This is a genomic window from Halobacterium sp. DL1, assembly GCA_000230955.3.
Classification (GTDB): Archaea; Halobacteriota; Halobacteria; order Halobacteriales; family Halobacteriaceae; genus Halobacterium.
The window spans coordinates 1,994,330-2,015,486 of the sequence record CP007060.1; the positions used below are offsets into that span (position 1 = coordinate 1,994,330).

The 21,157-nt window shown below is 69.0% G+C and carries 21 protein-coding genes; 9 read left to right on the forward strand and 12 right to left on the reverse strand.

The genetic code is table 11. The features are described from left to right. Positions 1–171 precede the first annotated feature (171 nt). Together HALDL1_12185 and HALDL1_12190 are read right to left on the reverse strand one after the other, a co-directional pair. Positions 172–621, reverse strand: coding sequence for a GCN5 family acetyltransferase (locus HALDL1_12185; protein ID AHG04266.1), 450 nt, complete (start codon positions 619–621; stop codon positions 172–174). Between the two features lie 52 nt (positions 622–673). After that, the gene (locus HALDL1_12190) at positions 674–1,324 is read right to left on the reverse strand and encodes a bacterio-opsin activator (GenBank protein ID AHG04267.1); all 651 of its coding nucleotides are present in this window, start codon (positions 1,322–1,324) and stop codon (positions 674–676) included. A gap of 139 nt (positions 1,325–1,463) precedes the next feature. On the opposite strand from HALDL1_12190, the gene HALDL1_12195 reads away from it, so the two are divergent. The 3 genes from HALDL1_12195 (at position 1,464) to HALDL1_12205 (ending at position 3,387) form a co-directional block, all read left to right on the forward strand. Continuing rightward, positions 1,464–2,285, forward strand: a complete 822-nt coding sequence (locus HALDL1_12195) for a hypothetical protein (protein AHG05331.1) — start codon at positions 1,464–1,466, stop codon at positions 2,283–2,285. Between the two features lie 42 nt (positions 2,286–2,327). Further along, the gene (locus HALDL1_12200) at positions 2,328–3,071 is read left to right on the forward strand and encodes a ribonuclease Z (GenBank protein AHG04268.1); all 744 of its coding nucleotides are present in this window, start codon (positions 2,328–2,330) and stop codon (positions 3,069–3,071) included. Positions 3,072–3,192: 121 nt separating this feature from the next. Then, on the forward strand, positions 3,193–3,387 hold the full coding sequence (locus HALDL1_12205; protein ID AHG04269.1) for a hypothetical protein: 195 nt from the start codon (positions 3,193–3,195) through the stop codon (positions 3,385–3,387). 55 nt (positions 3,388–3,442) lie between these two features. Here the strand turns inward: HALDL1_12205 and HALDL1_12210 are convergent, their stop codons facing one another. From HALDL1_12210 to HALDL1_12220, 3 genes are all read right to left on the reverse strand, one after another. After that, the gene (locus tag HALDL1_12210) at positions 3,443–4,513 is read right to left on the reverse strand and encodes an mRNA surveillance protein Pelota (protein AHG04270.1); all 1,071 of its coding nucleotides are present in this window, start codon (positions 4,511–4,513) and stop codon (positions 3,443–3,445) included. A 407-nt stretch (positions 4,514–4,920) separates the two neighbouring features. Next, complete coding sequence (locus tag HALDL1_12215) at positions 4,921–7,158, reverse strand: fibronectin-binding protein (GenBank protein ID AHG04271.1); 2,238 nt, start codon at positions 7,156–7,158, stop codon at positions 4,921–4,923. Between the two features lie 70 nt (positions 7,159–7,228). Beyond that, positions 7,229–8,035: a zinc permease gene (locus tag HALDL1_12220; protein ID AHG04272.1), complete on the reverse strand. Its 807-nt coding sequence runs from the start codon at positions 8,033–8,035 to the stop codon at positions 7,229–7,231. Between the two features lie 115 nt (positions 8,036–8,150). On the opposite strand from HALDL1_12220, the gene HALDL1_12225 reads away from it, so the two are divergent. Then, complete coding sequence (locus tag HALDL1_12225; protein ID AHG04273.1) at positions 8,151–8,924, forward strand: 5'-nucleotidase; 774 nt, start codon at positions 8,151–8,153, stop codon at positions 8,922–8,924. A 336-nt stretch (positions 8,925–9,260) separates the two neighbouring features. On the opposite strand, the gene HALDL1_12230 is transcribed toward HALDL1_12225, so the two are convergent. From HALDL1_12230 to HALDL1_12240, 3 genes are all read right to left on the reverse strand, one after another. Then, positions 9,261–10,958: a biosynthesis docking scaffold protein, SagD family gene (locus HALDL1_12230; GenBank protein AHG04274.1), complete on the reverse strand. Its 1,698-nt coding sequence runs from the start codon at positions 10,956–10,958 to the stop codon at positions 9,261–9,263. A 78-nt stretch (positions 10,959–11,036) separates the two neighbouring features. Next, entirely contained in the window at positions 11,037–11,855 is an 819-nt protein-coding gene (locus HALDL1_12235; GenBank protein ID AHG04275.1) for a hypothetical protein, read from the reverse strand. A 75-nt stretch (positions 11,856–11,930) separates the two neighbouring features. After that, positions 11,931–13,994 (reverse strand): hypothetical protein, encoded by a 2,064-nt coding sequence (locus tag HALDL1_12240; protein AHG04276.1) that lies wholly within the window; start codon positions 13,992–13,994, stop codon positions 11,931–11,933. A 114-nt stretch (positions 13,995–14,108) separates the two neighbouring features. On the opposite strand from HALDL1_12240, the gene glyA reads away from it, so the two are divergent. Next, positions 14,109–15,356 carry a serine hydroxymethyltransferase gene (glyA, locus tag HALDL1_12245; GenBank protein AHG04277.1) on the forward strand — a complete coding sequence of 416 codons (1,248 nt, stop codon included), beginning with the start codon at positions 14,109–14,111 and terminating at the stop codon, positions 15,354–15,356. A gap of 21 nt (positions 15,357–15,377) precedes the next feature. On the opposite strand, the gene HALDL1_12250 is transcribed toward glyA, so the two are convergent. Beyond that, positions 15,378–16,415 carry a sulfite oxidase gene (locus tag HALDL1_12250; GenBank protein ID AHG04278.1) on the reverse strand — a complete coding sequence of 346 codons (1,038 nt, stop codon included), beginning with the start codon at positions 16,413–16,415 and terminating at the stop codon, positions 15,378–15,380. Positions 16,416–16,561: 146 nt separating this feature from the next. On the opposite strand from HALDL1_12250, the gene HALDL1_12255 reads away from it, so the two are divergent. Next, positions 16,562–17,455, forward strand: coding sequence for a bifunctional 5,10-methylene-tetrahydrofolate dehydrogenase/ 5,10-methylene-tetrahydrofolate cyclohydrolase (locus HALDL1_12255; GenBank protein ID AHG04279.1), 894 nt, complete (start codon positions 16,562–16,564; stop codon positions 17,453–17,455). Positions 17,456–17,534: 79 nt separating this feature from the next. Here the strand turns inward: HALDL1_12255 and HALDL1_12260 are convergent, their stop codons facing one another. The 3 genes from HALDL1_12260 to HALDL1_12270 are packed head-to-tail and all read right to left on the reverse strand — an operon-like array spanning position 17,535 to position 19,522. Continuing rightward, positions 17,535–18,239 carry a hypothetical protein gene (locus tag HALDL1_12260; GenBank protein AHG04280.1) on the reverse strand — a complete coding sequence of 235 codons (705 nt, stop codon included), beginning with the start codon at positions 18,237–18,239 and terminating at the stop codon, positions 17,535–17,537. A gap of 43 nt (positions 18,240–18,282) precedes the next feature. Then, the gene (locus HALDL1_12265; protein ID AHG04281.1) at positions 18,283–19,230 is read right to left on the reverse strand and encodes a hypothetical protein; all 948 of its coding nucleotides are present in this window, start codon (positions 19,228–19,230) and stop codon (positions 18,283–18,285) included. Positions 19,231–19,270: 40 nt separating this feature from the next. Beyond that, a complete protein-coding gene (locus HALDL1_12270) occupies positions 19,271–19,522 on the reverse strand; it encodes a hypothetical protein (protein AHG05332.1) in 252 nt (83 codons plus the stop codon). A 122-nt stretch (positions 19,523–19,644) separates the two neighbouring features. Between HALDL1_12270 and HALDL1_12275 the strand changes: the two genes are divergently transcribed. The 3 genes from HALDL1_12275 to HALDL1_12285 are packed head-to-tail and all read left to right on the forward strand — an operon-like array spanning position 19,645 to position 21,120. Further along, positions 19,645–20,718: an endoglucanase gene (locus HALDL1_12275; GenBank protein AHG04282.1), complete on the forward strand. Its 1,074-nt coding sequence runs from the start codon at positions 19,645–19,647 to the stop codon at positions 20,716–20,718. Positions 20,719–20,764: 46 nt separating this feature from the next. Beyond that, a complete protein-coding gene (locus HALDL1_12280; GenBank protein ID AHG04283.1) occupies positions 20,765–20,947 on the forward strand; it encodes an snRNP in 183 nt (60 codons plus the stop codon). After that, positions 20,944–21,120 carry a 50S ribosomal protein L37 gene (locus HALDL1_12285; protein AHG04284.1) on the forward strand — a complete coding sequence of 59 codons (177 nt, stop codon included), beginning with the start codon at positions 20,944–20,946 and terminating at the stop codon, positions 21,118–21,120. Before HALDL1_12280 ends, HALDL1_12285 begins: the two co-directional genes overlap by 4 nt. The last annotated feature ends 37 nt before the right edge of the window (positions 21,121–21,157 follow it).

Consider the following 21,157-nt stretch of genomic DNA (forward strand, 5'->3'; position numbering starts at 1 on the left):
GACCCCGTCAGCGCCTCCGACTCGGTCGCCATTCCCTCGTTCCTTCGAGCCCGGACGCCAAGTGTCTGACGCCGCCACCGTCGCCGAGTAAGCCGTGATTACTCCGCCGCGTCCCGGATTCTGTCTGCCCAGTCGGGTGCTACGTACTGTGGGCTTACCGGGGCGCGCAACTCAGAATTCTCGCTCCATCTCGACGACCGGGAACGCGACGTTCGCCGGGTCCAGCACTCGGCGGTCGACCGCCTCGTAGCCGTAACGCTCGTAGAATCCGACGGCGTTTAGCGACGACGTGAGCGTCGCGCGGTCGTAGCCGGCCTCGCGCAGTTCTTCGTGGAGGCGTTCGAGGAGCGCGCTGCCGACGCCCGTCCGCGCGTGGTCGGGGTGGACGTAGCAGGCGACCACCTCGCCGTCGTCCCATTCGCCGAACCCGGCGACCTCGCCGTCTCGCTCGCCGACGAGCAGGTCCGCCGTGTCGTAGCGCTCCGGACCCTCGCCGCGCTTGTTCGCCCAGTCCAGGGCCTGCGCCTCGGTGTACTCGGGGCGAGCGAGGCGGCGGGAGGCGGCGACGTGGAGGGCGAAGACGGCCATCGCGTCCTCGGGGGTGGCGTCGCGGAGCAGCATACGCCGAGTATCCACGGCCACCGCCTCCTCGGTTTCGGTCGTACAGACGCGCTCAGAACCGCTCCCCCAGGACGTCACCGACGAGCCTCGACTCCGCACGGCGCAGTAGGTCCGAGGCCGTCGAGACGGCGCAGTCGAGGGCGGCCGCGACGTCCTCGATGCCGCCGTTTCGGGGCACTTCGTAGAAGCCGGCGTCCCACGCGGCGGCGAGCGCCTCCCGCTGGCGGTCAGTGAGGCCGTCGTCTACGGTGCCTGTGTAGTCGCCGACACGACGCACGGTGGGCACCGTGCCATCCGGCATGCCGTCGATTGCCGCCTGCAGGTCGTCGGGGTGGCCGACCACGGTGAACCGCGCGGTACGGTCCGACCGAAACTCGATAGGGGGCACCACGACGAGCGTCCGCTGGTCGAACGCCTCGAAGACAGGGACCTCGGCGTCCCGGTTCTCCACACGCGTGTAGACGTAGAACGCGTCGTCGCCCTCCGCAGTCACGTCGTGCTCGCGGACGCCCGGGCGTTCGGCTAGCACCGACTCGTAGGCCGCACGGTCGCCCTCGACGTAGAACAGCAGCGTGCGCGTGTCGCCGTCCCGCTTCCCCTCCAGCAGCACTTCGCGCTCCACGACCGGCGACTCGCAGACGAACGCGTGCATCGGGTGGATTGTCTCCTCGTCGTACTCGATTTCGAGTTCGAGGGACTTCACAGACTACCGTCCACAGCCTGTCACTTAAATTGGCGATACGTTTCGTGAGAAGACTGGTTGTCCGGGGCGTCCCTCACTCTCACGTGAACCACACAGATCGGACAGGAGAAGTGGTCACTGACGCACGGAGGACCGCGACGTGAACGACGGCTGCTTCGTCTCGTGGCCGCTACGAGCGACCGCACTCGACGACATCCGAGAGACGGTGATCGCCGAACTCGACGGTGCTGAGGGGAGCGGCATCGCCGAACTACTGCCGGTCGACGGCGTCGAAACCGTCTCGCTGTTCGTCCACAACCCGGACGACGGGCGACCCACGCTCGTCTGGTACGTCGAGCACGACAGAGACTACGAGTGGAGCGACCCCGCAGCGGTCGTCCGCGAGCACTCCCCGCTGTTCCCCGCGCTCGCCGAGTTCCTCACGGATGGCGAACCGAACGTCGTAGCGGCTGCCAGCCCCGACACCACGTTGCTCGTCCACGCCAATCTGCCCGGCCGGCCGAGGGCGTACGCCGACCGGAGTGAGGGTCTTCCAATCGTGCTCTCGGCGAATGACTCTGGAGGGGAGGTGCCCGACGTCGTGCCGCTGCGACTCGCGGTACGTTCCGGCCTCGGGTCGCTGGTCGCTCGCGCGTTCGCCGGTCTGTTCGAACGCACGCCAGCGTGGCTGGAGGCGAAGTTCGAGGCCGCCTCCCTGGACGTCATGGAGGCGGAGGGAATGTACACGGAGACGCTGCTGCTGGAGCGAACGGACGCTGGCTACGACATCTGGTGGTACATGGAGTCCGGCGACATGGAGCAGGTCGGCGAAGCGTACTACGAAACAGACAACCGTGTCGCGCGCGTCTCCGAGCACGTCCTCGGCTGGGTGCTCGAACGTCCCGAGCGAGTGCTCGCTCACCCAGTCGAAGCGAGCGAGTTCGAGTTGCTCGCCCACGCCGTCGACCCCGACCGAGAGTAGCGTGCCGAAACCGTTACCCGGCGCGCAGTCCGGGTTTCGGGTATGCGACTGACGTTCCTCGGCACCGGGAGCGCGATGCCGACCGGCGAGCGCATGCAGACTGGATTACTGGTCGAAGACGACGACCGGCGCCTGCTCGTCGACTGCGGCAGCGGCGTCCTCCACACGCTCGCCCGCACCAACGTCGGCTACGAGGGCGTCGACACAGTCCTGCTGACCCACCACCACCTCGACCACGTCAGCGACCTGCTCGTCCTGCTGAAGGCGCGCTGGCTCGCCGGCGAGGAGTCCCTGACGGTGGTCGGGCCGCCCGGGACCGAGGCCCTCGTGACCGACATGCTCGAGGTCCACGACTACCTCCAGGACCGTGTCGACCTGACGCTGCGCGACGTCGAACCGCCGAACTTCGAGGTTGCGGGCTTCGACGTCGAGGCCATCGAGACGGTCCACTCGATGAGCGGCTACGCCTACAAGTTCGACGACGAACTCGTGTTCAGCGGCGACACCGAGGCCCTCGACGGGATGGCGGCGTTCACCGAGGGCGCGTCGGTGCTCGTCCACGACTGCTCGTTCCCCGACGAGGTGGACGTCGACAACCACCCGACCCCGACCCAACTGGGCGAGTCGTTGGCCGACGCAGACGTCGAGGAACTCTACCTCACGCACCTCTACCCGCACACGGACGGCAAGCACGACGAGATGCGGGCGTCCATCGCCGAACAGTTCGACGGCGAGGTAGCGTTCGCGCGGGACGGCCTCGAAATAGAGACGGACGGTCCCCGCTAGCACTGGTCCTGCGTCGGGACAGTTCTTAGTTATCCGACGAACGTGAGGTAGAATTTCGGGCGCGGTTCCCTGTAGCATGGGTGTGCTACTTACCGCTCGGCCACCTACAGACGGAGTACAGATGACGGGTTTCAACACCAGATCCGCGAACAAGATCAGCATCGTCTCCACAGTGATCGACGCGGCGATGGCGTTCGCCCGTGGCCGCAAGAAAGAGAGCCTGTTGCTCCTCGGTGCCGCCGCACTCTCCTCACGGATTCCCGGCCTCGGCACGGCAGTCTCGATACTCTCCCGAATCGTCCGGCGACTCCGATAGTCGACCTGGTTCCTCCCAGACTGACTACAACTGGTAGCGGCGTCTGGCCGTCGAGTCAGTCCAGGCGGTAGCGCAGCACGGCCGCGATGCCGCCGAGGTTCCGCAGCTGTTCGCCGGGCGCGAACTCGTGGCTGAACACGGTGACGTCGCCGCCCTGCTGCTCGACGTTCGTCACGAGGTCGTTGACGTCGACGTCCCAGTCACCCTCGTCCGCGCGCTCCATCCGCAGACGCTCGTCCAGAATGAGCAGCGACTCGACCGCCCCGAACTCCACCGCCTCGGCCACCGAGTCGACGCCGTAGGCTGCCTTCCCCTCGGTCGCTATCTGCGTGGTGAGTTCGTCGATGAGTTCTGACTCCTCGGCGATGCGGGTCTGCTCCTGGACTTCCTCGACGGCGCCGCGCTTGAGGACCTCGTGGACGCCGCGGCCGCCCACCGCGCTCGTGTCTACCATCGTGATCTTGTCCTGCAGGTCGGGGTACTCCTCGGTGACGTAGTCGAGGGCATCCTGCTTCGTGAATCCGGGGCCGGCGAGGATGATGGCGTCGGCCTGCATGCGCGCCAGCGCGTCGGCGAGCGTCGCGAACAGTTCGTCGCGGCCGCGGTCGTTCTGCTCGCCCTTCCCTGTCGTCGCCGTGAACGACCCCTGCTCGTCGACGCCGTACTGCTGGACGACGTGGATGTGAGCCTCTCCCTCCTCGACCGTCGCGATGGCGACGTCGGGCTGGTCGGTCGCCTCGACGGCCTCGTTCAGCCGTTCGAGCTGGTCTGGCTGCCAGTGCTTCTCGACCTCGATCTCCTCGCGCTCCTCGACGTTCAGCGTGTGGTGCATGCCGAGCTGATCTTCCCGCGAGCAGTGCTCGATGGTGCCAGCGACTCGCAGGCGGTTCGAGAACTTGTGGAACTCCACGTCCTCGACCTCGATGGTGACGAACATGTGCTCGCGCTCCCCGCCCGTGTCCCGCATCTGGTCGTCCTTGCGCTGGATGCGGCGGTGGGTGTCGCCCGCCACGAGGTCCCCGGGTTCGAGGACGTACGCGAGGTGCCAGAGGTCGTCGAGGCTCTCGGGGACGAGCGTGATGCGCTCGCCGCCGCCCTCGACCCGCCGGCGCTCCTTCAGTTGCATACGTAGGGGGAGTGGGGCGACCGTCAAGTGTCCTGCTACTCTCAGTTCAGCGGTTCGTATCTTGGTAACTGCTTGCTTGCGACAGCGTCTAGAACACCCAGAAAGCCCCGGGTGGCTGCACTCCCGCGGCTCGCTGCGCGCTTCACTCGCTTCGCTCGTTCCAGTGCGTGCGTCACCGGGGTTCGCGCAGCCACCCGCCCCTTTCAGTCCTCCCGTTGCCGGTTGGTCAGCCGGTTCTGGGTGGGACTGAAAGGGGCGGCACTGTCGACGAACCCGGACGACGGGAGCACCGAGGGAGCGTCGCGACCGAGGCGCGCGACGAGTCCCGGGAGTCGACAGTGCCGGGGCTTTCTGGTGGTACTCGTTGGCTGAGCAAGAAGCAACGCAACCCGCAAAACGACCGAGTCCTAGTCCCGGATTCGACTCCCGCCCGGGGGCATGTACTTCTGTATCTCGTCAGGGCTGGCGGCCTTCCGGACGAACGACTGGTCGGCGAAGCGCTCGCGGAACATCCGGTAGATGCGCTTGGCGGCGTCGCCCTGCGCGTACCGGCCCGGCTCTACCTCGACGAGCGTCTCCACCTGGTCGCGGACCGCGTCGATGGGGCCGCCCAGGACGCGGGTGTTCGGTTCGCAGGCGATGCCGACGGCCCACTCCGCGGGGAGGTCCCGGAAGTACGTGCGGTCGCCGCGGATGGCGAACCCGCCCTTCTCCAGGTACTCGCCGCTCTCGGGCGTCTTCGAAACCTGGTCCGGGGAGACCATGTAGGCGTCGCCGGCGCCGCGGCCGTCCTTCCACACCGACGAACAGCAGACCGCGAACTGGGCGGCCTGGCGCTTGTCCGTCTCGGGCACCTCGATCTCGTTCGAGGGCTCGCTCGGCGCGGAGGTCTTCAGCACCGTGATGGGGCCGCCGTGGGCCTGCGAGTGGAAGAACCGGTCGTAGCGGTCCATGTACTTCTTGACGAGTTCCTCGTTCTGGTCGGCGTCCCGGCCGCCGAGGACGAGGAAGCCCTCCGACGTACGGAACCAGCGGAACCGCTCGTACCACTGCTCCTGGTTCCGAATCGGAATCGACGACCGGGAGAGCCAGTCGACGTCCGCCAGCTCGTCGTCCGCCTCGGATTCCTGCTCGTCCGGTTCGGCCTCCCACTCCTCCCGGCGTTGCTTGGCGGATTCGAGGTCCCCGCGGGTGTTCTCGATTGCCGCGCGGGCACCTTCCTGTTTCTCCTCGATGCGCTTTGCCTCCGTGTAGATGCGGTCGGCGTTCTTCTCGACGCCCGACTCCGGGTCGAGTTCGATGGTGTGGTCGTCGATGCGCACGCGCACGGTCCCCTCGGACTCGTTGACGCCCACGAAGACGTCCGCACCGGGCACGTCGCCCGCGGCCTCCTCGAACCGCTCGGCGATGTCCTGCCACCCGTGGCCGGCGCCGCGGGCGTCGGCGACGACCCCTATCAGTTCGTCGACGAGGTCGTAGTTCCCGTACAGCAGTTCGGCCTTCTCGCGTTCGGCCTCGGCCTGCTGTTCGAAGTCGTCGATGGCCTGCTGTTGCTGCTCGATGATGCGCTTCTGTTTCTCGATTTCGGCCTCGAAGTCGGGCCGCGAGACGGCCTCGCCGCTCTCCTCCTCCTCGGTCGTGTCGAGGTTCGTGAAGTAGTCGTCGAGGGCGTCGTTGAACCGGTCGAAGGCGTCCGCCGGGAGCTCCTCGCGCTCGCGGAGCGGGACCGGCGTCACGTCGACGCGCTGGCCGCGATTTGGTGCGCTGCTCGCGGCCCCGCCGCTCGCTCCTTCCGCGGCCTCTCGCTGGTCGGCCGCGGGCTCCTCGTTCTCCTCACGGCTCGCGGGTCCTTCCTCCCCGCTCGCTCCTTCCGCGGACTCACTTCGTTCGTCCGCGCGTTCGAAGTACACCCTCGGGTCGAGTTCGCCGGCGCGGATGCCTTCGAAGAGGCGCGTGCTCTCGTCGTAGAGCGCGCGGAACGCCTCGTCGCCGGCGTCGTCGATGTCCTCCGTCTTCTCCACGTCGGCCCGCGTGCAGAGCTCCTCGGCGTAGAGGCCGCCGAAGTTGAGCTGGGTGGCGAGCGTGCGCACGAGGTCGGTGTCGGACTGGCGCATCTTCGCCGCGAACGCCTCGTAGTCGAGGTCGATGGGGTTGACCCGGGCGCTCGGGAAGCCGTACTGGGCGCCAGCGGCGACCGTCCGGGACTTCAGCCGCACCGTCTCCAGGCAGTCGACGACCTCGCCGTTCTGGTCGAGCACCGCGACGTTGCCGTCGCCGAACAGTTCGACGACGATGGTGGTGTCCTGGTCCTCGCGGCGGAACTCGAACTCCAGGATGCGGTCGAAGCCGTGCTGGCGCACCTCGTGGAAGTCCGCCCCGGAGAGGCGGTTGCGCAGCATCTTCGCGAAGTTCGGCGGCCGCCCGGGGGCGTCGGGGACGTGCTCGGGTGCGGCGACGTGGGCGCGCTTCGTCTCGCCGACTTCGAGGAGGAGTTCGACCCGCCCGCGGTCGAAGTCCCGCATCTTCAGGCGGACGAGGTCGTCCCCGTAGAGGTAGGCCTTGTCGACTTTCGCCCCCTTGTAGTCGTTGAGTTCGGCCGTGAGGGCGACGAGGTCGACGCTCGTCAGCTCCCGCTTCTGGTCCATACTCCCGATTCACCCGGGGCGGCCCTCTGCCTTACGGTCCGCAGCCGCCGCTATCGTTGCCCCGACAGAGTCAGGCGAGGCTCACGTCCAGATAGAGCATCACGACCACGCCTGCCATGAGTCCCAGCGTCGCGACCCGCTCGTGGCCGTTCGAGTGGGTCTCGGGGACGATCTCGTCGCTGATGACGAACAGCATTCCGCCCGCCGCGAACCCCATCGCGTACGGGAGGATGGCGCCGGAGACGCTGACTGCCCACGCGCCGAGCAGCACCATCGGAATCTCCACGAGCCCCGCCCGGACGCCCGTGAGGGCGGCGTACGTCGTCCGGTCGAAGCCCGCGTTCACGGCCGCGACGGAGACGGCCAACCCCTCCGGGATGTTCTGGACACCGATGGCGAGCATCAGCGCCAGCCCCTCGCCGACGTTCCCGCTGCCGAACCCGACGCCGACGGCGAGTCCCTCGGGCATGTTGTGGATGGTGATGGCGACGATGAACAGGAGGAGTGGCGCCAGGTCGGCCTGCGAGATGGTCTGGTCGGCGCGCTCGCGGCCCGTGATGAGCACGTGCACGTGGGGCACCCAGCGGTCCGCGCGGTCCAGCAGCGCGACGCCGATGGCGATGCCCGCGATGACCTCCAGCAACCCGTTCTCGCCGCCGAACTCGATACCGGGGATGATGAGGCTCGTGAAACTCGCCGCGAGCATCACCCCCGCAGCGAAGCCGAGCGCGGCGTCCAGCGAGCGCTGAGAGGGGTTCCGCCACACCACCACGAGCAGCGCGCCGAACAGGTTCATGCCGGCGATGACGACCCCTGCGACCAGCGCCTGCACGATTGGGTCGGTTCCCGCGACGTCGAGGAACCACGCTTCGAGCATGGCGGACGGTGACGCCACCCCACAATAAAGCCGCCCCCTCGAACGACAGCGCAACTGCCTCCCTCCCGGGACCTGCTTCCGGAACGCATACTGTCGCCGACACGCAACGACGACCATGAGCGACCCACTGTCCGTCCTCCTGACCAACGACGACGGCATCGACGCCCCCGGCATCCGCGCGCTCTACGACCGCTTGAGCGCGGACCACGACGTCACCGTCGTCGCGCCGGCCGACGAGCAGTCCGGCACCGGGCAGACGCGGACGTTCCAGGAGTTCGACTACGACGAACGCGACGTCGGCTACGCCGTCGACGGCACACCCGCCGACTGCGTCGCGCTCGCCGTCGCCGGTCTCGACGTCACCCCGGACGTCGTCGTCTCCGGGTGCAACGACGGGCCGAACCTCGGCGCGCACATCCTCGCGCGCTCGGGCACCATCGGCGCCGCGATGGAGGCCTCCTTCCTCGGCTACCCCGCCGTCGCGGCCTCGATGTACGACTGGGCGTTCGACCCGGCGGGTGACTGGGAACCGGAGTACGACCAGTTCGAACTCCCCGCTAACGCCGTCGCCGACGTGCTCCCCGCGTTCGTCGACGGCGACCTCCTCCCCACCGCCGACTATCTCTCCGTGAACGCGCCCGCTACCGAACACGCCGACGACCCGGTCAAGCGCGTCACCCGCCCCACCGAGGAGTACGAACTCCGCGCCGAGTTCACCGAGAACGGCGTGAACGTCGAGGACCGCTTCTGGCACGAGTTCCTCGACCGCGACGTCTCGGACCCCGCCGGGACCGACCGCCCCGCCTGCGTCGACAACGAGGTCAGCGTCACCCCGCTCACTGTCCCCCACTCCATCGCCGACGGCGCGACGGTTGGCGGGCTACTGTAAACCCACTTTTTGCTCTGCGGGGGGTCGCCTCCGGCGACCCCCGCTCGGCAAAAACTTAGGGAAAAAGCACTCCTCGCTCCCGATGGTCGCTCGTCGGCCTCCGCTCGCTACACTCGCGGAGTGAATCGAGCGTTTCGGGTTCTCCGAACCACTCGACGCTCGAACGCTTGTCCACTGACTGTTCATACTGCTGGTAGCATTCGCGGCCCGAACGGCTCGAAGAGCCCGGTAGGGCCGCGATTCACTCCGCGAACGAACGAAGTGAAGCGAGGGAGGAGTGCTTTTGGCGGAGCTTTTGCCGAGGGCTGGCGAAGCCAGCCCGCAGCGCAAAAGGTCCTATGGGAACGGGTGGAACGGTCTGTCCAGGCGAGCCTGGAAACCCAGCTCACGGGGCACGTCACGGGCGCGCTGGCCGAAGAACGACTGGCTGACGAACAGCGGTTGGGCCTCGGGGACGAGGACGCGGACGGCCTCGAAGCCGGCCTGTTCGACGTCGCGGGTGGTGAGGCGGGCGGCGTAGGCGTCGAGGTCGGCGTCGGCGAGCGCGTCGATGACGGCCTCGAGTTCGGCGTCGCCAGTGGGGGCGTCGGCGGGGCCGACGTCCGTGGCCGGGATGGTGGTCTCGGGGTCGACGAACCCGCGGACGTCGCGGGGGAAGTCGGCGTACTTCCCGATGGCGCCGTCCTCGTCGGGGGCGTCCTCGCGGCCGATAGCGCGCAGTTCCATCCAGTTCTGGAGCGCCTCGGCGAGCGCGGAGCGCGCGGCGGCCTCGGGGTCGAGGTCGGCGGCCGACCCCGCGGCGAAGCGCGGCCACTCGTCGCGGTGGACGGCGACGGCGACCACGGGGACATCTACGTCCTGCGTGCAGAGAAGCGGGGTGACGGAGAGGTTCTCGGCGTGGGCGTGTTTGGCGAGTTCCGCGAAGCCGTCGTCTTCGACGGCGAGGCCCAGCGGGTCGAACGTGGAGTACCACGAGAGCATCGTGGCGTCGCGCTCGACCGTCTCGTAGAGTCCCGAGAGCAGCGCCTCGCGCCCGGAGTTGCCGAGGCCGAGGCCGGTCGTGATGGACGGCCCTGTCGAGTCCTCCGGTGGTGGGAAGACGACGCGGTCGGTGGGCAGGAGCGCCTCCTCCCCGGACTGAAGGTGTTCGCCGCGCATCCAGTCGAGTTCCGCGGGAGTCGTAGCGTCGTCCGGCCGGACGAACTGGTCGGGGGCGACGGCGTCCGGGTGGTCCGGCGGATGGGACTGGAACTCCGATTCGCGGTAGACCCCCGCGCTGTACCGTTCGAGGCCCTCGCCAACGGCCTTCATGTAGGCGGCGTCCCAGTCGACGTCGACACCAGCGGACTGGGCCGCGGCCTCGGCGTCGCTGAACCCCGAGGTGTCGCTCACTGCGGCGAGGTAGTAGGGCGCGGGGAACGACTCGCGCTCGCCGACCGCGGTGAGCAGGCCGACCCGGTCGTCGACGAGCGGTTCGGCTGCCGCGAGCGCCTCGTCGAGCGAGCGGTCCTCGCCGCCGCGGCGGAGCGCGTCGTCGGTTGCGTCGCCGCAGTCGCAGTGCGGGACGGGCGCGACGAAGCGTTCGACGTACGGGAGTTCGAGGACCGTTCCGGGGCGGGCGTTCCCGCGGAGCGCGTCGGCGGCGAGGCGGCCGGCGTGGGCGCCCGCGAGGCGGACCGCCGACCGGTCGGCGGTCGGCGACTCGGCCGGCTGCTGGTCGGTCGCCGCGACCCGCCTGGCGAGACAGTCGAAGCAGGGGCCGTCGGGTGCGAGGACGGCGACGCCGGCGTGCACGCCAGCTAGCGGGTGGCCGCCCAGTCCGCCGACTTCGACGGTGACGAGCGGCGTGTCGCCGGCCAGTGCGTGGTCGTTCGCGGCGCGGAAGCCGCCGGCGCCGGCGACGCCGACCACGACACCGAGCGCGGCGTCCGCGACACCGGAGACGTCGGTCGATTCGACGGTCGCGTCCACGTCGCCGAGTGCAGCGCGGACGGCGTCAACTGCGGGGCCGTCGCCGACGACGGCGACGGTCACTGCGGGTCCTCCGGGAGCATGGCTACTGGGAGGCGCGAGGACGGGAAAACAGTACGGGATTCGGTAGTGGGAGCCGGTCTACGTGAGCATCGACTGCGCGACGTTCGCGAGTTCCGCGGGCGGTGCGTCGGCGAGGCGGTCGTCCGCCAGCTTCAGGCGGAGTCGCGGGCGGCCGACGTCGATGGGAACCTTCTCGGTGTCGATGAGGCCGAGGTCCTCGAGCTTCGTCTTCGTGCGGGAGAACGTCGCCTTCGAGGCGATGCCGACGTCCTCGCCCCACTTGCTGATGTCGTAGAGCAGTTCGCGGTTCTTCGCCGCGACGAGCAGGCTGACGGTGACCTCGTCGAGCCCGTCACCGTCGCCGCGGGCAGTCTCCATCGACGCGAGGACGCCGCTGAAGTCCTCCTCGACGTCCGGGCTGATCTCGTCGTTCAGCGTCTGGCGGACGCGGTCGATGGCCGGCGTGCGGAGGTTGAACGGCTCGGCGCCCTCCCAGTCGGTGGTGATGGATTCGTAGGCCGTCCCGGTGAACTCGGCGTCGTCAGTGGCGAGGCCGCCGACGAGGCCGCCCGCCTCGAGGAGCGCGACCGTCCGGTCCTCGGTGACAAGCATCGAGCTCCGGGCGTCGTCGCCGAGCACGCGGAGTTCGAGGTCGCCGGCTTCGACGAGATTGGCGGTGTTGCTCGCCACGATGAAGTCGTCCATGACGTCCTTGAGCGTTCGTTCGTCGCCGAGCAGGCGAATCGACGGCAGGTCGCCGTCGAAGGCGTTCGCGGCGTCGACTAACTGTTCGACGGCGCTCCCCGCGGGGTTGACGACGAACAGCTCGTCGGGTTCGGCCGCGAAGACGGCCTCGAAGACGTCTTCGACGTTCGTGCCGAGAAGATTCGATGGCATCTATGGCTGCGTATAGGTATCCAGGGTATTTAATTTTACCGGAAGAGGCGAGTGTAAAACGGCAGTATGACGGGCTTACTCCCCGAAATTCCCGGTCTCGCGGGTGTGGTTTTTATCGGCGAGGAGGGTGGCTGCCTCGTCGGCCCAGTAGAACTCCCCGTCGACGATGACCGGGTGGTCGGCGCCGTCGAACCACGCGGCGAGGTCGGCCGCCGACGCCGCCAAAGCGGTGGGGTTGCCACAGAGCCTCGGTGGGTTCTCCGCGTCGGCGGCGACAGCGTAGCTCCCGCCGTGGCCGTCGCCAGCGAGTTGCTCCCAGGAGACGTGGTAGTCGTCGGGCCGGCTGGTGACGTGGGCGACGAGTGCGTTCTCCGCGTCCGTTCGGGAGAGCGTCTGCATCCCGTCGCCGACGACGGCGTAGTCCTTGCCCATGCGGATGCGTCGGCGGGCCAGGCGGAGCGCCGTCTCGATGGGGAAGCCGTGGACGAGCAGGCGGGCGAACGCGGTCCCCACCTTCGCGGCCTGTTCGTCGAGGACCTTCCGGAACGTCACCGCGCCAGCCACGCTTCCCTTCTTGACGAGGTCCAGTCCCTCGTAGTAGGAGCCACAGGCGTTGAGGAAGAACGTCTCGACGTTCGTCTCCGGGAGCTCCGAGACGGAGAGGGTGCCGTCCGCGCAGCGCAGGCCGCTCACCTCGCAGTGGCCGACGTAGTGGACGAACTCGTGGTGGTCGACGAGCACGTCGGCGAGTTCCGCCCGCGTCAGCCCGTCGTACAGCGCCACGTCCATCGGCAGCGACTCCGCCCGGTCGCGGTAGATGTCCGCGACAGCGTCGTGTTCGCCCGCCATGCTCCGGTCGTTCAGCACGACGGCGACCGACATCCCTTCGTCCGGCCTGTCGAGGTAGCGGAGGTGGTTTCGGTAGGCCTCCGGGAGCGTCTTGAACACGTCGATGGGGGTGCCGTCGGCGAGCCACCCCTGGGCGCGCCCGGGTCGCTCCTTTGGTTTCAGCATCTCGACGGTGGCGACCGGTCCGGGCGCGCCGCGGTAGAAGTCGTCCAGCGACCGCTCCATCAGCTCCCGCTTCTCGAGTTCCGCGGTCTCGGGCGGGTAGACGACGGCGAGTCGGTCGAGCAGGAACGGGAGCGTCTGGACGTGCTCGAGGTTGGGGGCGACGTGCATCGAGAGGTGCCACTCCGGGAACCGGTCAGCCACGCGCCCGAACGGGACGTCCAGGTAGGTCCGCAGACGCTCGGCCGGCGACGCCGCGTAGGCGGTCGCCGGGTCGAAATCGAGGCTCGCGAGCACGTCTCGCTCCGCGAGTTCACACTCCCCCCGCGGCCCCGTGGTCCGGGCGAGGCAGTCCAGCCAGAAGACTCGCGCCAGCGTCTCCGGGGCGTCGGTCGCCAGTGACTCGAAGGGGTGGTTGACGCCCGTCGAGGTGGCGCGCAGTCGCGGCGTCGCGCCCGACTCGACGCTCACGCTGGCGCCGAGGTAGTAGGCGAGGGGCGCGGCCACGAACAGCGAGCGGAGCGACCGCGGAACGACGAACTCGATGCCCGTGTCTGGCGTCTCCTCTACGACAGTGGCCGGGATGTCGAGAGCGTCACCGAACTCGAACTCCGGAGGGTGGCGCCGCATCAAGCGGGCCGTCCGGTCGGGCGTGGTGACGCGGTGGGCGGAGGCCGCGTGCGTGATGGCCGTGGCGACGCCCTCCAGCGTCTTCGGGATGGTGACCGTCTCGGTGGGTGCGCGCGTGGCGGTCCGGAAGCCCACGGCCACGCGCGTCGGGTCATCGAACTCGACACGCAGGGCGTCATCGCGTTCGAGGACTGCCGGGGCCTCGAGGCGCACGACCAGTTCGACGGCCGGCGACGCGTCGAGAACGTACTCGCCCGCGTCGAGTCGCGTCCGTCCAGTGAGGGCGAGCGCCGTCCGCTCGCCAGTCTCGGCGTTCCGGGCTGTGGTGACGCCAGCCGGCAGCGAGAGTCGACTGACGACGCCGACAGCGTGTCCGTCGACAGGTTCAGTTCCTGACCACTCGGCGTCGACGGGTTTCCAGTCCGGGGCGCGAACTTCGACGTCACTGACGCTGTCACCGATACGCAGCCCAGTGCCCGTTCGCGTCCACCCGTTCACTCACCGAACAGGTTGACTGCGGGGCATATATTTCTGTCGAGGGATGTTCGTGAATTTAGTGCCCGACGGTGGGCGCTCGGTAGACTTATGCCTCGCGCGACGGCCTGTTGAGACATGAGCTACGAGGATGTCCGGGAGGTAGACCCGGCCGTCGCGGACGCGCTCGTGGGCGAACGGGAGCGCCAGAACGGTACGCTCGCGATGATCGCCAGCGAGAACCACGTCAGCGAGGCCGTCCTGGAGGCCCAGGGCAGCGAACTCACGAACAAGTACGCCGAGGGCTACCCCGGCAAACGCTACTACGGCGGCTGCGAGTTCGCCGACGACGTCGAGACCCTCGCCATCGACCGCGCGAAGGAGCTGTTCGGTGCCGACCACGTCAACGTCCAGCCCCACAGCGGGTCGTCCGCGAACATGGGCGTCTACTTCGCGACGCTCGACCCCGGCGACAAGATTCTCTCCCTGGACCTCACGCACGGCGGCCACCTGAGCCACGGCCACCCGGCGAACTTCGCTGGGCAGCTGTACGAGGTCGAGCAGTACGAGGTCGACCCGGAGACGGGCCGCCTCGACTACGACTCCCTCCACGAGATCGCCGAGGAGTTCGAACCGGACATGATCGTCTCCGGGTTCTCCGCGTACCCCCGGGAGGTCGAGTGGGAGCGCATCCAGGAGGCAGCGGACGCCGTCGGCGCGCTCCACACGGCGGACATCGCCCACATCACCGGCCTCGTCGCGACGGGCGAACACGCCTCCCCGGTCGGCGTCGCGGACTTCGTCACCGGGTCGACGCACAAGACCATCCGCGCGGGCCGCGGCGGCATCATCATGTGCGACGAGGAGTACGCCGACGACGTCGACTCGGCCATCTTCCCGGGCGCACAGGGCGGCCCCCTGATGCACAACATCGCGGGGAAGGCCGTCGGCTTCAAGGAGGCCCTCCAGCCGGAGTTCGAGGACTACGCCGAACAGGTCGTCGAGAACGCGAAAGTGCTCGGTGAGACCCTCCAGGACCACGGCTTCTCGCTGGTCTCGGGCGGCACCGATACCCACCTCGTGCTCGTCGATCTCCGGGACTCCCACCCGGACATCTCGGGCGGTGACGCCGAGGACGAACTCGAGGAGGTCGGGATCGTGCTGAACGCGAACACCGTCCCGGACGAGTCCCGGTCGGCGTTCGACCCGTCTGGCATCCGCGCCGGCACGCCCGCGCTCACCACCCGCGGCTTCGACGCCGAGGCGATGGAGACGGTCGGGGACTGCATCGCGAAGGTCATCGACAACGTCGGCGACGGCGAGGTGTACGCGGAGGTCGCGGCGACCGTCGAGGACCTCACGAACGAGTACCCGCTGTACGAGTAGCGAGCGGTCGCTCCCGGGCGGCTACTCGAAACCGCTCGTGAAGATGGCGACCCACTGGCCGTAGTCGGGCGCGGTCTTCACCTCGATTCTATCCACCCACTTCACCCACTGGAAGCCGCGGCGCCCGGGCGCGACGAGACGCAGCGGGAAGCCGTGACCGTAGGACAGCGGTTCGCCGCCGACGTGCGTGGCGAGCAGCGCGTCGCGGGCTTCAGCCAGCGGGAGCGTCCACCGGTAGCCCGTGACAGACTCGAAGGTCACCCAGCCGGCGTCCTCCGTGGGGCCCGCGTCGTCGAGCAGGCGGCCCACTCTGACGCCCCGCCACTCCCTGGTCGCGTACCAGCCGCTCGTGCAGTCCAGTAGCGCTTCGGCCGAGTCGTCGGGCGCGACGTCGTCGTAGCCGTACTCGACGCGGCGTTCGAGGGCGCCCTCGACGGCGAGCGTCCACTCGTCCGTGTCCACGGGGCCGGGGTCGTCGGCGACCCACGACGTCTCCGGGAAGTCGTTTCCCTCACCGCCGACGTGCTTGCTGCCAGTGAACCGGCCGAGGGTACCGAACGCCGCGGAGAGCCGTTTGCGGGCGTCGAAGCCCGCGAGACCCACGGCCGCGACGACGGAGTAGCCGACAGCGGCGCGACGCGCGGCGTCGACGTCCGTGCGGGGCGGTCGGAAGCGGACGGCGAGGTGGACGAGCAGCGGCAGGACGACGAGCAGACCGAGGACGGCGTGGACGGTGAGTCCGGTCGTCGGCCCGACGGAGAAGCCGCTTCCGAGCGCCCAGTAGAGCCCCGTCACGAGCGCCGCGAGCGTGAGGACGAGCGCGCCGACGCTCGCCACCGTCCCGGCGGTCCAGTTCCCGGGCCTGAGACGGCTCCGGACCCGGCGGAGTTTCCAAAACAGCAGGACCGGGAGGCCGATGCCCGCCGCCGCGTGCACGCCGTACACCCACGCCAGGCGCGGCGTCGCTGCGAACAGGCTGGCGACGCCAGTCGCGAGCAGGACGGTCACGGCGCCGAGGACACCCCAGTCCACGAGCGACGCGGGCGGTTCGAGACGCATCCGGTGACAGTTTGCGCGCCACGGCCATCAACCCATCCCCGAAATCCGCGCTCTACCCCCAAGAACGTGGTTATATCTGTGTGTATCACTGCGGAGTTGAGCACGAACCCGAATGTTGAAGGACGCGGGCCGCCCACTTACTGGTAATGACGAACGTCATCGACGGGAACGCAGTGGCCGCCGAGGTCCGCGCGGGCCTCGAGGACGGCGTGGCGACGCTGAAAGACGCCGGCGTCACGCCGACGCTCGCGACCGTCCTGATGAACGACAAGCAGGCCAGCGCGACGTACGTCTCGATGAAACAGCGGGACTGCGAGGAACTCGGGATGGGCACCGAGGACGTGCGTATCGACTCCGACGCGCCCGCCGAGGAACTGTTCGACACCGTTGAGGAGCTCAACGCCCGCGAGGACGTCCACGGCATCCTCGTCCAGGACCCGACGCCGGACCACGTCGACGAGGAGCGCGTGCTCTCGGCCGTCGCCCCGCGCAAGGACGTCGACGCCTTCCACCCCGAGAACGTCGGCAAACTCGTCGGCGGCAACCCCCGGTTCAAACCCTGCACGCCCCACGGCATCCAGAAGCTCCTCGAGAGCGAGGGCATCGACCCGGAGGGGAAGGACGTCGTCGTCGTCGGCCGCTCGAAGATCGTCGGCAAGCCACTCGCCAACCTCCTTATCCAGAAGGCGCCGGGCGCCAACGCCACAGTCACGCTCTGTCACAGCAGGACCGAGGACCTCGCCGCCCACACGCGCCGTGCCGACATCGTCGTCTCCGCCGTCGGCGTCGAGGACCTCATCGACGGTCCGATGCTCTCGGACGGCTGTGTCGTCATCGACGTCGGCATCAACCGCGTGGACGCCGACAACGAGAAGGGGTACCGGCTCACCGGCGACATCGACTTCGAGAGCGCCAGGGAGAAAGCGAGCGCGATCACCCCCGTCCCCGGCGGCGTCGGCCCCATGACCCGCGCGATGCTGCTCTACAACACCGTGAAGGCCGCAGGCGAACAGCACGGCGTGGACGTCTCCCTCCCCTGAGCGCTCGCGTACGGCGACGGACTAACTCAAGAGCGGCTGTGCAGCTGCTGACCCCGCTACGTACTGTTTCTGTGTCGGCCTACCCGAGGCGGTCGAGGTGTGTTCGCGCTCGCTCGACGCCGCTGTCGTCGCCGCTGAGCGAGTCCCCGATGGCGCGAGCCGCGAGCACGAGGCGCTCGCTGTCCTCTGGGTTCACGTCGCCGTCCAGGGCCTTCACGCGTTTCACGTGGTCGCGGAGTCGGTCGAGGAGGCCGCGCTCCGGGTCGGGCACCGCGTCGTCGCAGTAGGCCCTGATGTCCACCCGGTAGGCGCCCACCGCCGCCGCGTACGCGAGGCCGCGGGCCGCCCGCATCGACTCGGGGACGTCCGCCGGTTTGGGGCGTTCGCCGCTGTCCGCGCCGTTGAGGAGCGCGAGCAGGTAGCGCGTCTCCGCCTCGTCGACGCGCATCGCGCCGCCGACGAACACCGCCGCGCGGCGGAGCTCCTGGGCCCCGAGATAGGTGTCGTCCAGGTCGAGGAGTTCGCCACCTGCGATGAATCCGCGGGAGCGGACGTACTCCCGGCAGGCGTCGACGGCGGGGTCGAGCGCGCCCCGGAGGTCGTCGACGGCCGCGTTCCGGGCGTCAGTGAGGTCGAGTTCCGCTCTGCCGTCCGTCTGCGTCGCGCGCTCGCCGACGCCGACGCTGCGCATACTGCCACACTCGGGACACTCGACGCTGCCCGTCTCGAAGTACGACCAGCGCGCCCCACACGCCTTGCACTCGCGCTCGCCGCGTACGTCCATGCGAGCAGGTTCGACCGGGGCGGGGAAAACTCCCGTGCTCCGGTCAGGCCGGAACCCGCGCCAGCCAGCGCGCGGGTTCCCCCAGTTCGTCGTCGGTCGGGAGGTACTCGGGCCCCTCCCAGACGACCGAGGCCCCCTCGAGGCCGCGGTCGGCGGCGACGGCCTGGAAGAACGCCCGGCCGCGCTCGTACTGCTCGCGTTTGAGTCGGAACCCGAGCACGCGCTTCAGGAGACGGACGAGCGGGCCGCCGCCCTTCCGTCGCGCGTCTACCTTCCGCCGGAGGTCGTCGTACTCGTCGTCGAAGGCCTCGTCCATCAGCAGTTCGGCGTACCCCTCGACGGCGGTCATCGCGACGTTCAGTTCGCGGAACGCCTCGCGGTTCAGGTCGCCGTCGGCGAGCGCCGCCACTCCGTCCTCCAGGCGGGCCTCGAGGTAGTCCGGGAGCCACGGCGCGGCGCCGAACTCGGCGGCGTGTGTGACCTCGTGGAACGCGATCCAGCGGCGGAACCGCGGGAGGGCGACGTCTAGCTGGTCGGCGACGCGGACGATGTTCGGGTGGACGAAGTAGAGGCCGTGCTCGCCGTCGGCCAGCAGCAGCGGGTCGTACTGGCCGAGGACGTTCCGGGAGATGAACGCGAGCGCGCCCGCCGTCGTCGCGGTGTTGATGGAGCGCGAGAGGTCCGGCAGGAACGTCGCGCGCTCGTTCAGCGGTTCGAACGCCCGGCGAAACGTGGCGACGTTCGCGTCGATCCAGTGGTGGCGGTTCTGGAGTTCGAGGGTCTCCGGGACGTCGAAGTCGACACCCGACACCTCCCGGATGCGGCTACGGGCGTCGCGAACGTCGGCCGCGTACGCCTGGGGCTCGGCGCCGGACTGGGGCAGGTCGCCGGGCGCCGTGCTGGACTTGGCCGCGTCAGCGACCGCGTCCCAGTCGATGGCGCCGTCGCCGCTCGCGTCCGCGACGGCGCGGACGCTCTTGAGAATATTCATACTGCTAGTCCGGCCCGAACGGCCAAATTCCTTCCGGGGGTTACTCGCGGATCTGGATCGCCTTGTCGCTCTCGCTGCTCTCGCCACCGCTCCGACGCCGCATGCCGACGAGCGCCGCGAGACCGACGAAGACGACGAGCGCGACCACCGCCCCCATCCCGAGTCCGCCGTCCTCGTCCTCTTCGGAGTCCGTATCCAGGTCGAACGACTCGTCGTCCTCGCTACCACCGCGGCTCATCGACGGCGAGAAGTCGAAGTCAGGATCGTGCAGGTGGAACTCGATGATTCCCATGCTCGTACGTAGGTGGAGACGACATTTAGCCGTTGGGGCGGCCGCGTTCGCGGCAGTCGCCCGTCCCCCACGTGTGCCTCCATCTCCCCGGGATTCTTGTCGTCGGCCGGGGGAGGAACCCTATGGACGAGCACCGACGCGAGTTCCTCGACCGACTCCTCGACGCGCGGAGCCCCGCCGGCTTCGAGACGGCGGCCCAGCGGGTGTGGGTGGAGTACGTCACCGAGTTCGCCGACGACGTGCAGACGGACGCCTACGGAAACGCGGTCGCCACCTACGAGGGGAGCGACGACCCGGACGCGACGTCGTTCGCGTTCGCCGGCCACGCCGACGAGGTCGGGTTCATCGTGGCGAGCATCGCCGACGACGGCTTCCTCCGCGTCGAACCCATCGGCGGCGTCGACGGCACGGTGAGCGAGGGGACCCAGATCCAGATCCACACCGACGAGGGCGCCGTCAACGGCGTCATCGGGCAAACAGCCGTCCACCTGCGCGGCTTCGGCGGCGACGACGAGGCCGCGGACGTGACCGAGCAGCACGTCGACATCGGGGCCGAGGACGGCGACCACGCCCGCGAACTCGTCTCGGTCGGGGACCCGGCGACGGCAGCGGCTGGCGTCCACGACCTCGCCGGCAGTCGACTCGCCGGGCGCGCGCTGGACAACCGCACGGGATCGTGGGTGGCCGCCGAGGGACTGCGGCGGGCCGTCGAGCGGGACGTCGACTGCACGGTCCACGCGGTGAGCACAGTACAGGAAGAACTCGGGACGAAGGGCGCCCAGATGGTCGCCTTCGACCTCGAACCAGACGTCTTCGTCGCCGTCGACGTGACCCACGCTGCGGACAACCCGACCTACCCCGCCGACCGCGCGAGCGAGGTGGAACTCGGCGACGGCCCGACGGTGAGTCGTGGCGCGTCGAACCACCCGAACGTCGTTCGCGCCGTGCTGGACGCCGGTGAAGCAGCGGACGTGGACGTGCAGGTGGAGACCGACGGCATCAGGACCGGGACGGACGCGGACGCGTTCTTCACGGCCAGAGGCGGCATTCCGACGCTCACGCTGGGGATTCCGAACCGCTACATGCACACGCCCGCGGAGGTCGTCGACACAGACGACATGGGGGGCGCGGCCGACCTGCTCGCGGCGTTCGCGGACCGCGAGGCCGCCCGAGACTCCTTCGCCGTGGAGTTCTGAGTAGCGGTCCGGTACGCTTATGCACGCGACCCGATGCGCTAGGAGTATGAGCGGCCGACCACTCGACGTGTTGGAGGAATCCCTCGAGGAGTCCGTGACGGTCCGCCTCAAGGACGGGGAGGAGTTCACGGGCGTGCTGACGGGCTACGACCAGCACATGAACATCGTGCTGGAGGGTGAAGACACAATCATTATCCGTGGCGACAACGTCGTCACCATCAAACCATGACGGGAGCTGGAACCCCGAGCCAGGGGAAGAAGAACATCACGACGCACACGAAGTGCCGCCGCTGCGGCGAGAAGTCCTACCACACGAAGAAGAAGGTCTGCTCGTCCTGTGGCTTCGGCAACTCCGCGAAGCGCCGTGGCTACGAGTGGCAGAGCAAGACCGGCGACAACTAACGACCCTTCTCTCCGCGGTTCTCGAAGCGCGTAGCCG

What these genes read in the sequence shown, in the direction of transcription:
- HALDL1_12185 (AHG04266.1), bottom strand. Translation starts at nt 621, where the DNA reads ATGCTGCTCCGCGACGCCACCCCCGAGGACGCGATGGCCGTCTTCGCC.
- HALDL1_12200 (AHG04268.1), top strand. Translation starts at nt 2,328, where the DNA reads ATGCGACTGACGTTCCTCGGCACCGGGAGCGCGATGCCGACCGGCGAG.
- HALDL1_12205 (AHG04269.1), top strand. Translation starts at nt 3,193, where the DNA reads ATGACGGGTTTCAACACCAGATCCGCGAACAAGATCAGCATCGTCTCC.
- HALDL1_12210 (AHG04270.1), bottom strand. Translation starts at nt 4,513, where the DNA reads ATGCAACTGAAGGAGCGCCGGCGGGTCGAGGGCGGCGGCGAGCGCATC.
- HALDL1_12215 (AHG04271.1), bottom strand. Translation starts at nt 7,158, where the DNA reads ATGGACCAGAAGCGGGAGCTGACGAGCGTCGACCTCGTCGCCCTCACG.
- HALDL1_12220 (AHG04272.1), bottom strand. Translation starts at nt 8,035, where the DNA reads ATGCTCGAAGCGTGGTTCCTCGACGTCGCGGGAACCGACCCAATCGTG.
- HALDL1_12225 (AHG04273.1), top strand. Translation starts at nt 8,151, where the DNA reads ATGAGCGACCCACTGTCCGTCCTCCTGACCAACGACGACGGCATCGAC.
- HALDL1_12235 (AHG04275.1), bottom strand. Translation starts at nt 11,855, where the DNA reads ATGCCATCGAATCTTCTCGGCACGAACGTCGAAGACGTCTTCGAGGCC.
- glyA (AHG04277.1), top strand. Translation starts at nt 14,109, where the DNA reads ATGAGCTACGAGGATGTCCGGGAGGTAGACCCGGCCGTCGCGGACGCG.
- HALDL1_12250 (AHG04278.1), bottom strand. Translation starts at nt 16,415, where the DNA reads ATGCGTCTCGAACCGCCCGCGTCGCTCGTGGACTGGGGTGTCCTCGGC.
- HALDL1_12255 (AHG04279.1), top strand. Translation starts at nt 16,562, where the DNA reads ATGACGAACGTCATCGACGGGAACGCAGTGGCCGCCGAGGTCCGCGCG.
- HALDL1_12260 (AHG04280.1), bottom strand. Translation starts at nt 18,239, where the DNA reads ATGGACGTACGCGGCGAGCGCGAGTGCAAGGCGTGTGGGGCGCGCTGG.
- HALDL1_12265 (AHG04281.1), bottom strand. Translation starts at nt 19,230, where the DNA reads ATGAATATTCTCAAGAGCGTCCGCGCCGTCGCGGACGCGAGCGGCGAC.
- HALDL1_12270 (AHG05332.1), bottom strand. Translation starts at nt 19,522, where the DNA reads ATGGGAATCATCGAGTTCCACCTGCACGATCCTGACTTCGACTTCTCG.
- HALDL1_12275 (AHG04282.1), top strand. Translation starts at nt 19,645, where the DNA reads ATGGACGAGCACCGACGCGAGTTCCTCGACCGACTCCTCGACGCGCGG.
- HALDL1_12280 (AHG04283.1), top strand. Translation starts at nt 20,765, where the DNA reads ATGAGCGGCCGACCACTCGACGTGTTGGAGGAATCCCTCGAGGAGTCC.
- HALDL1_12285 (AHG04284.1), top strand. Translation starts at nt 20,944, where the DNA reads ATGACGGGAGCTGGAACCCCGAGCCAGGGGAAGAAGAACATCACGACG.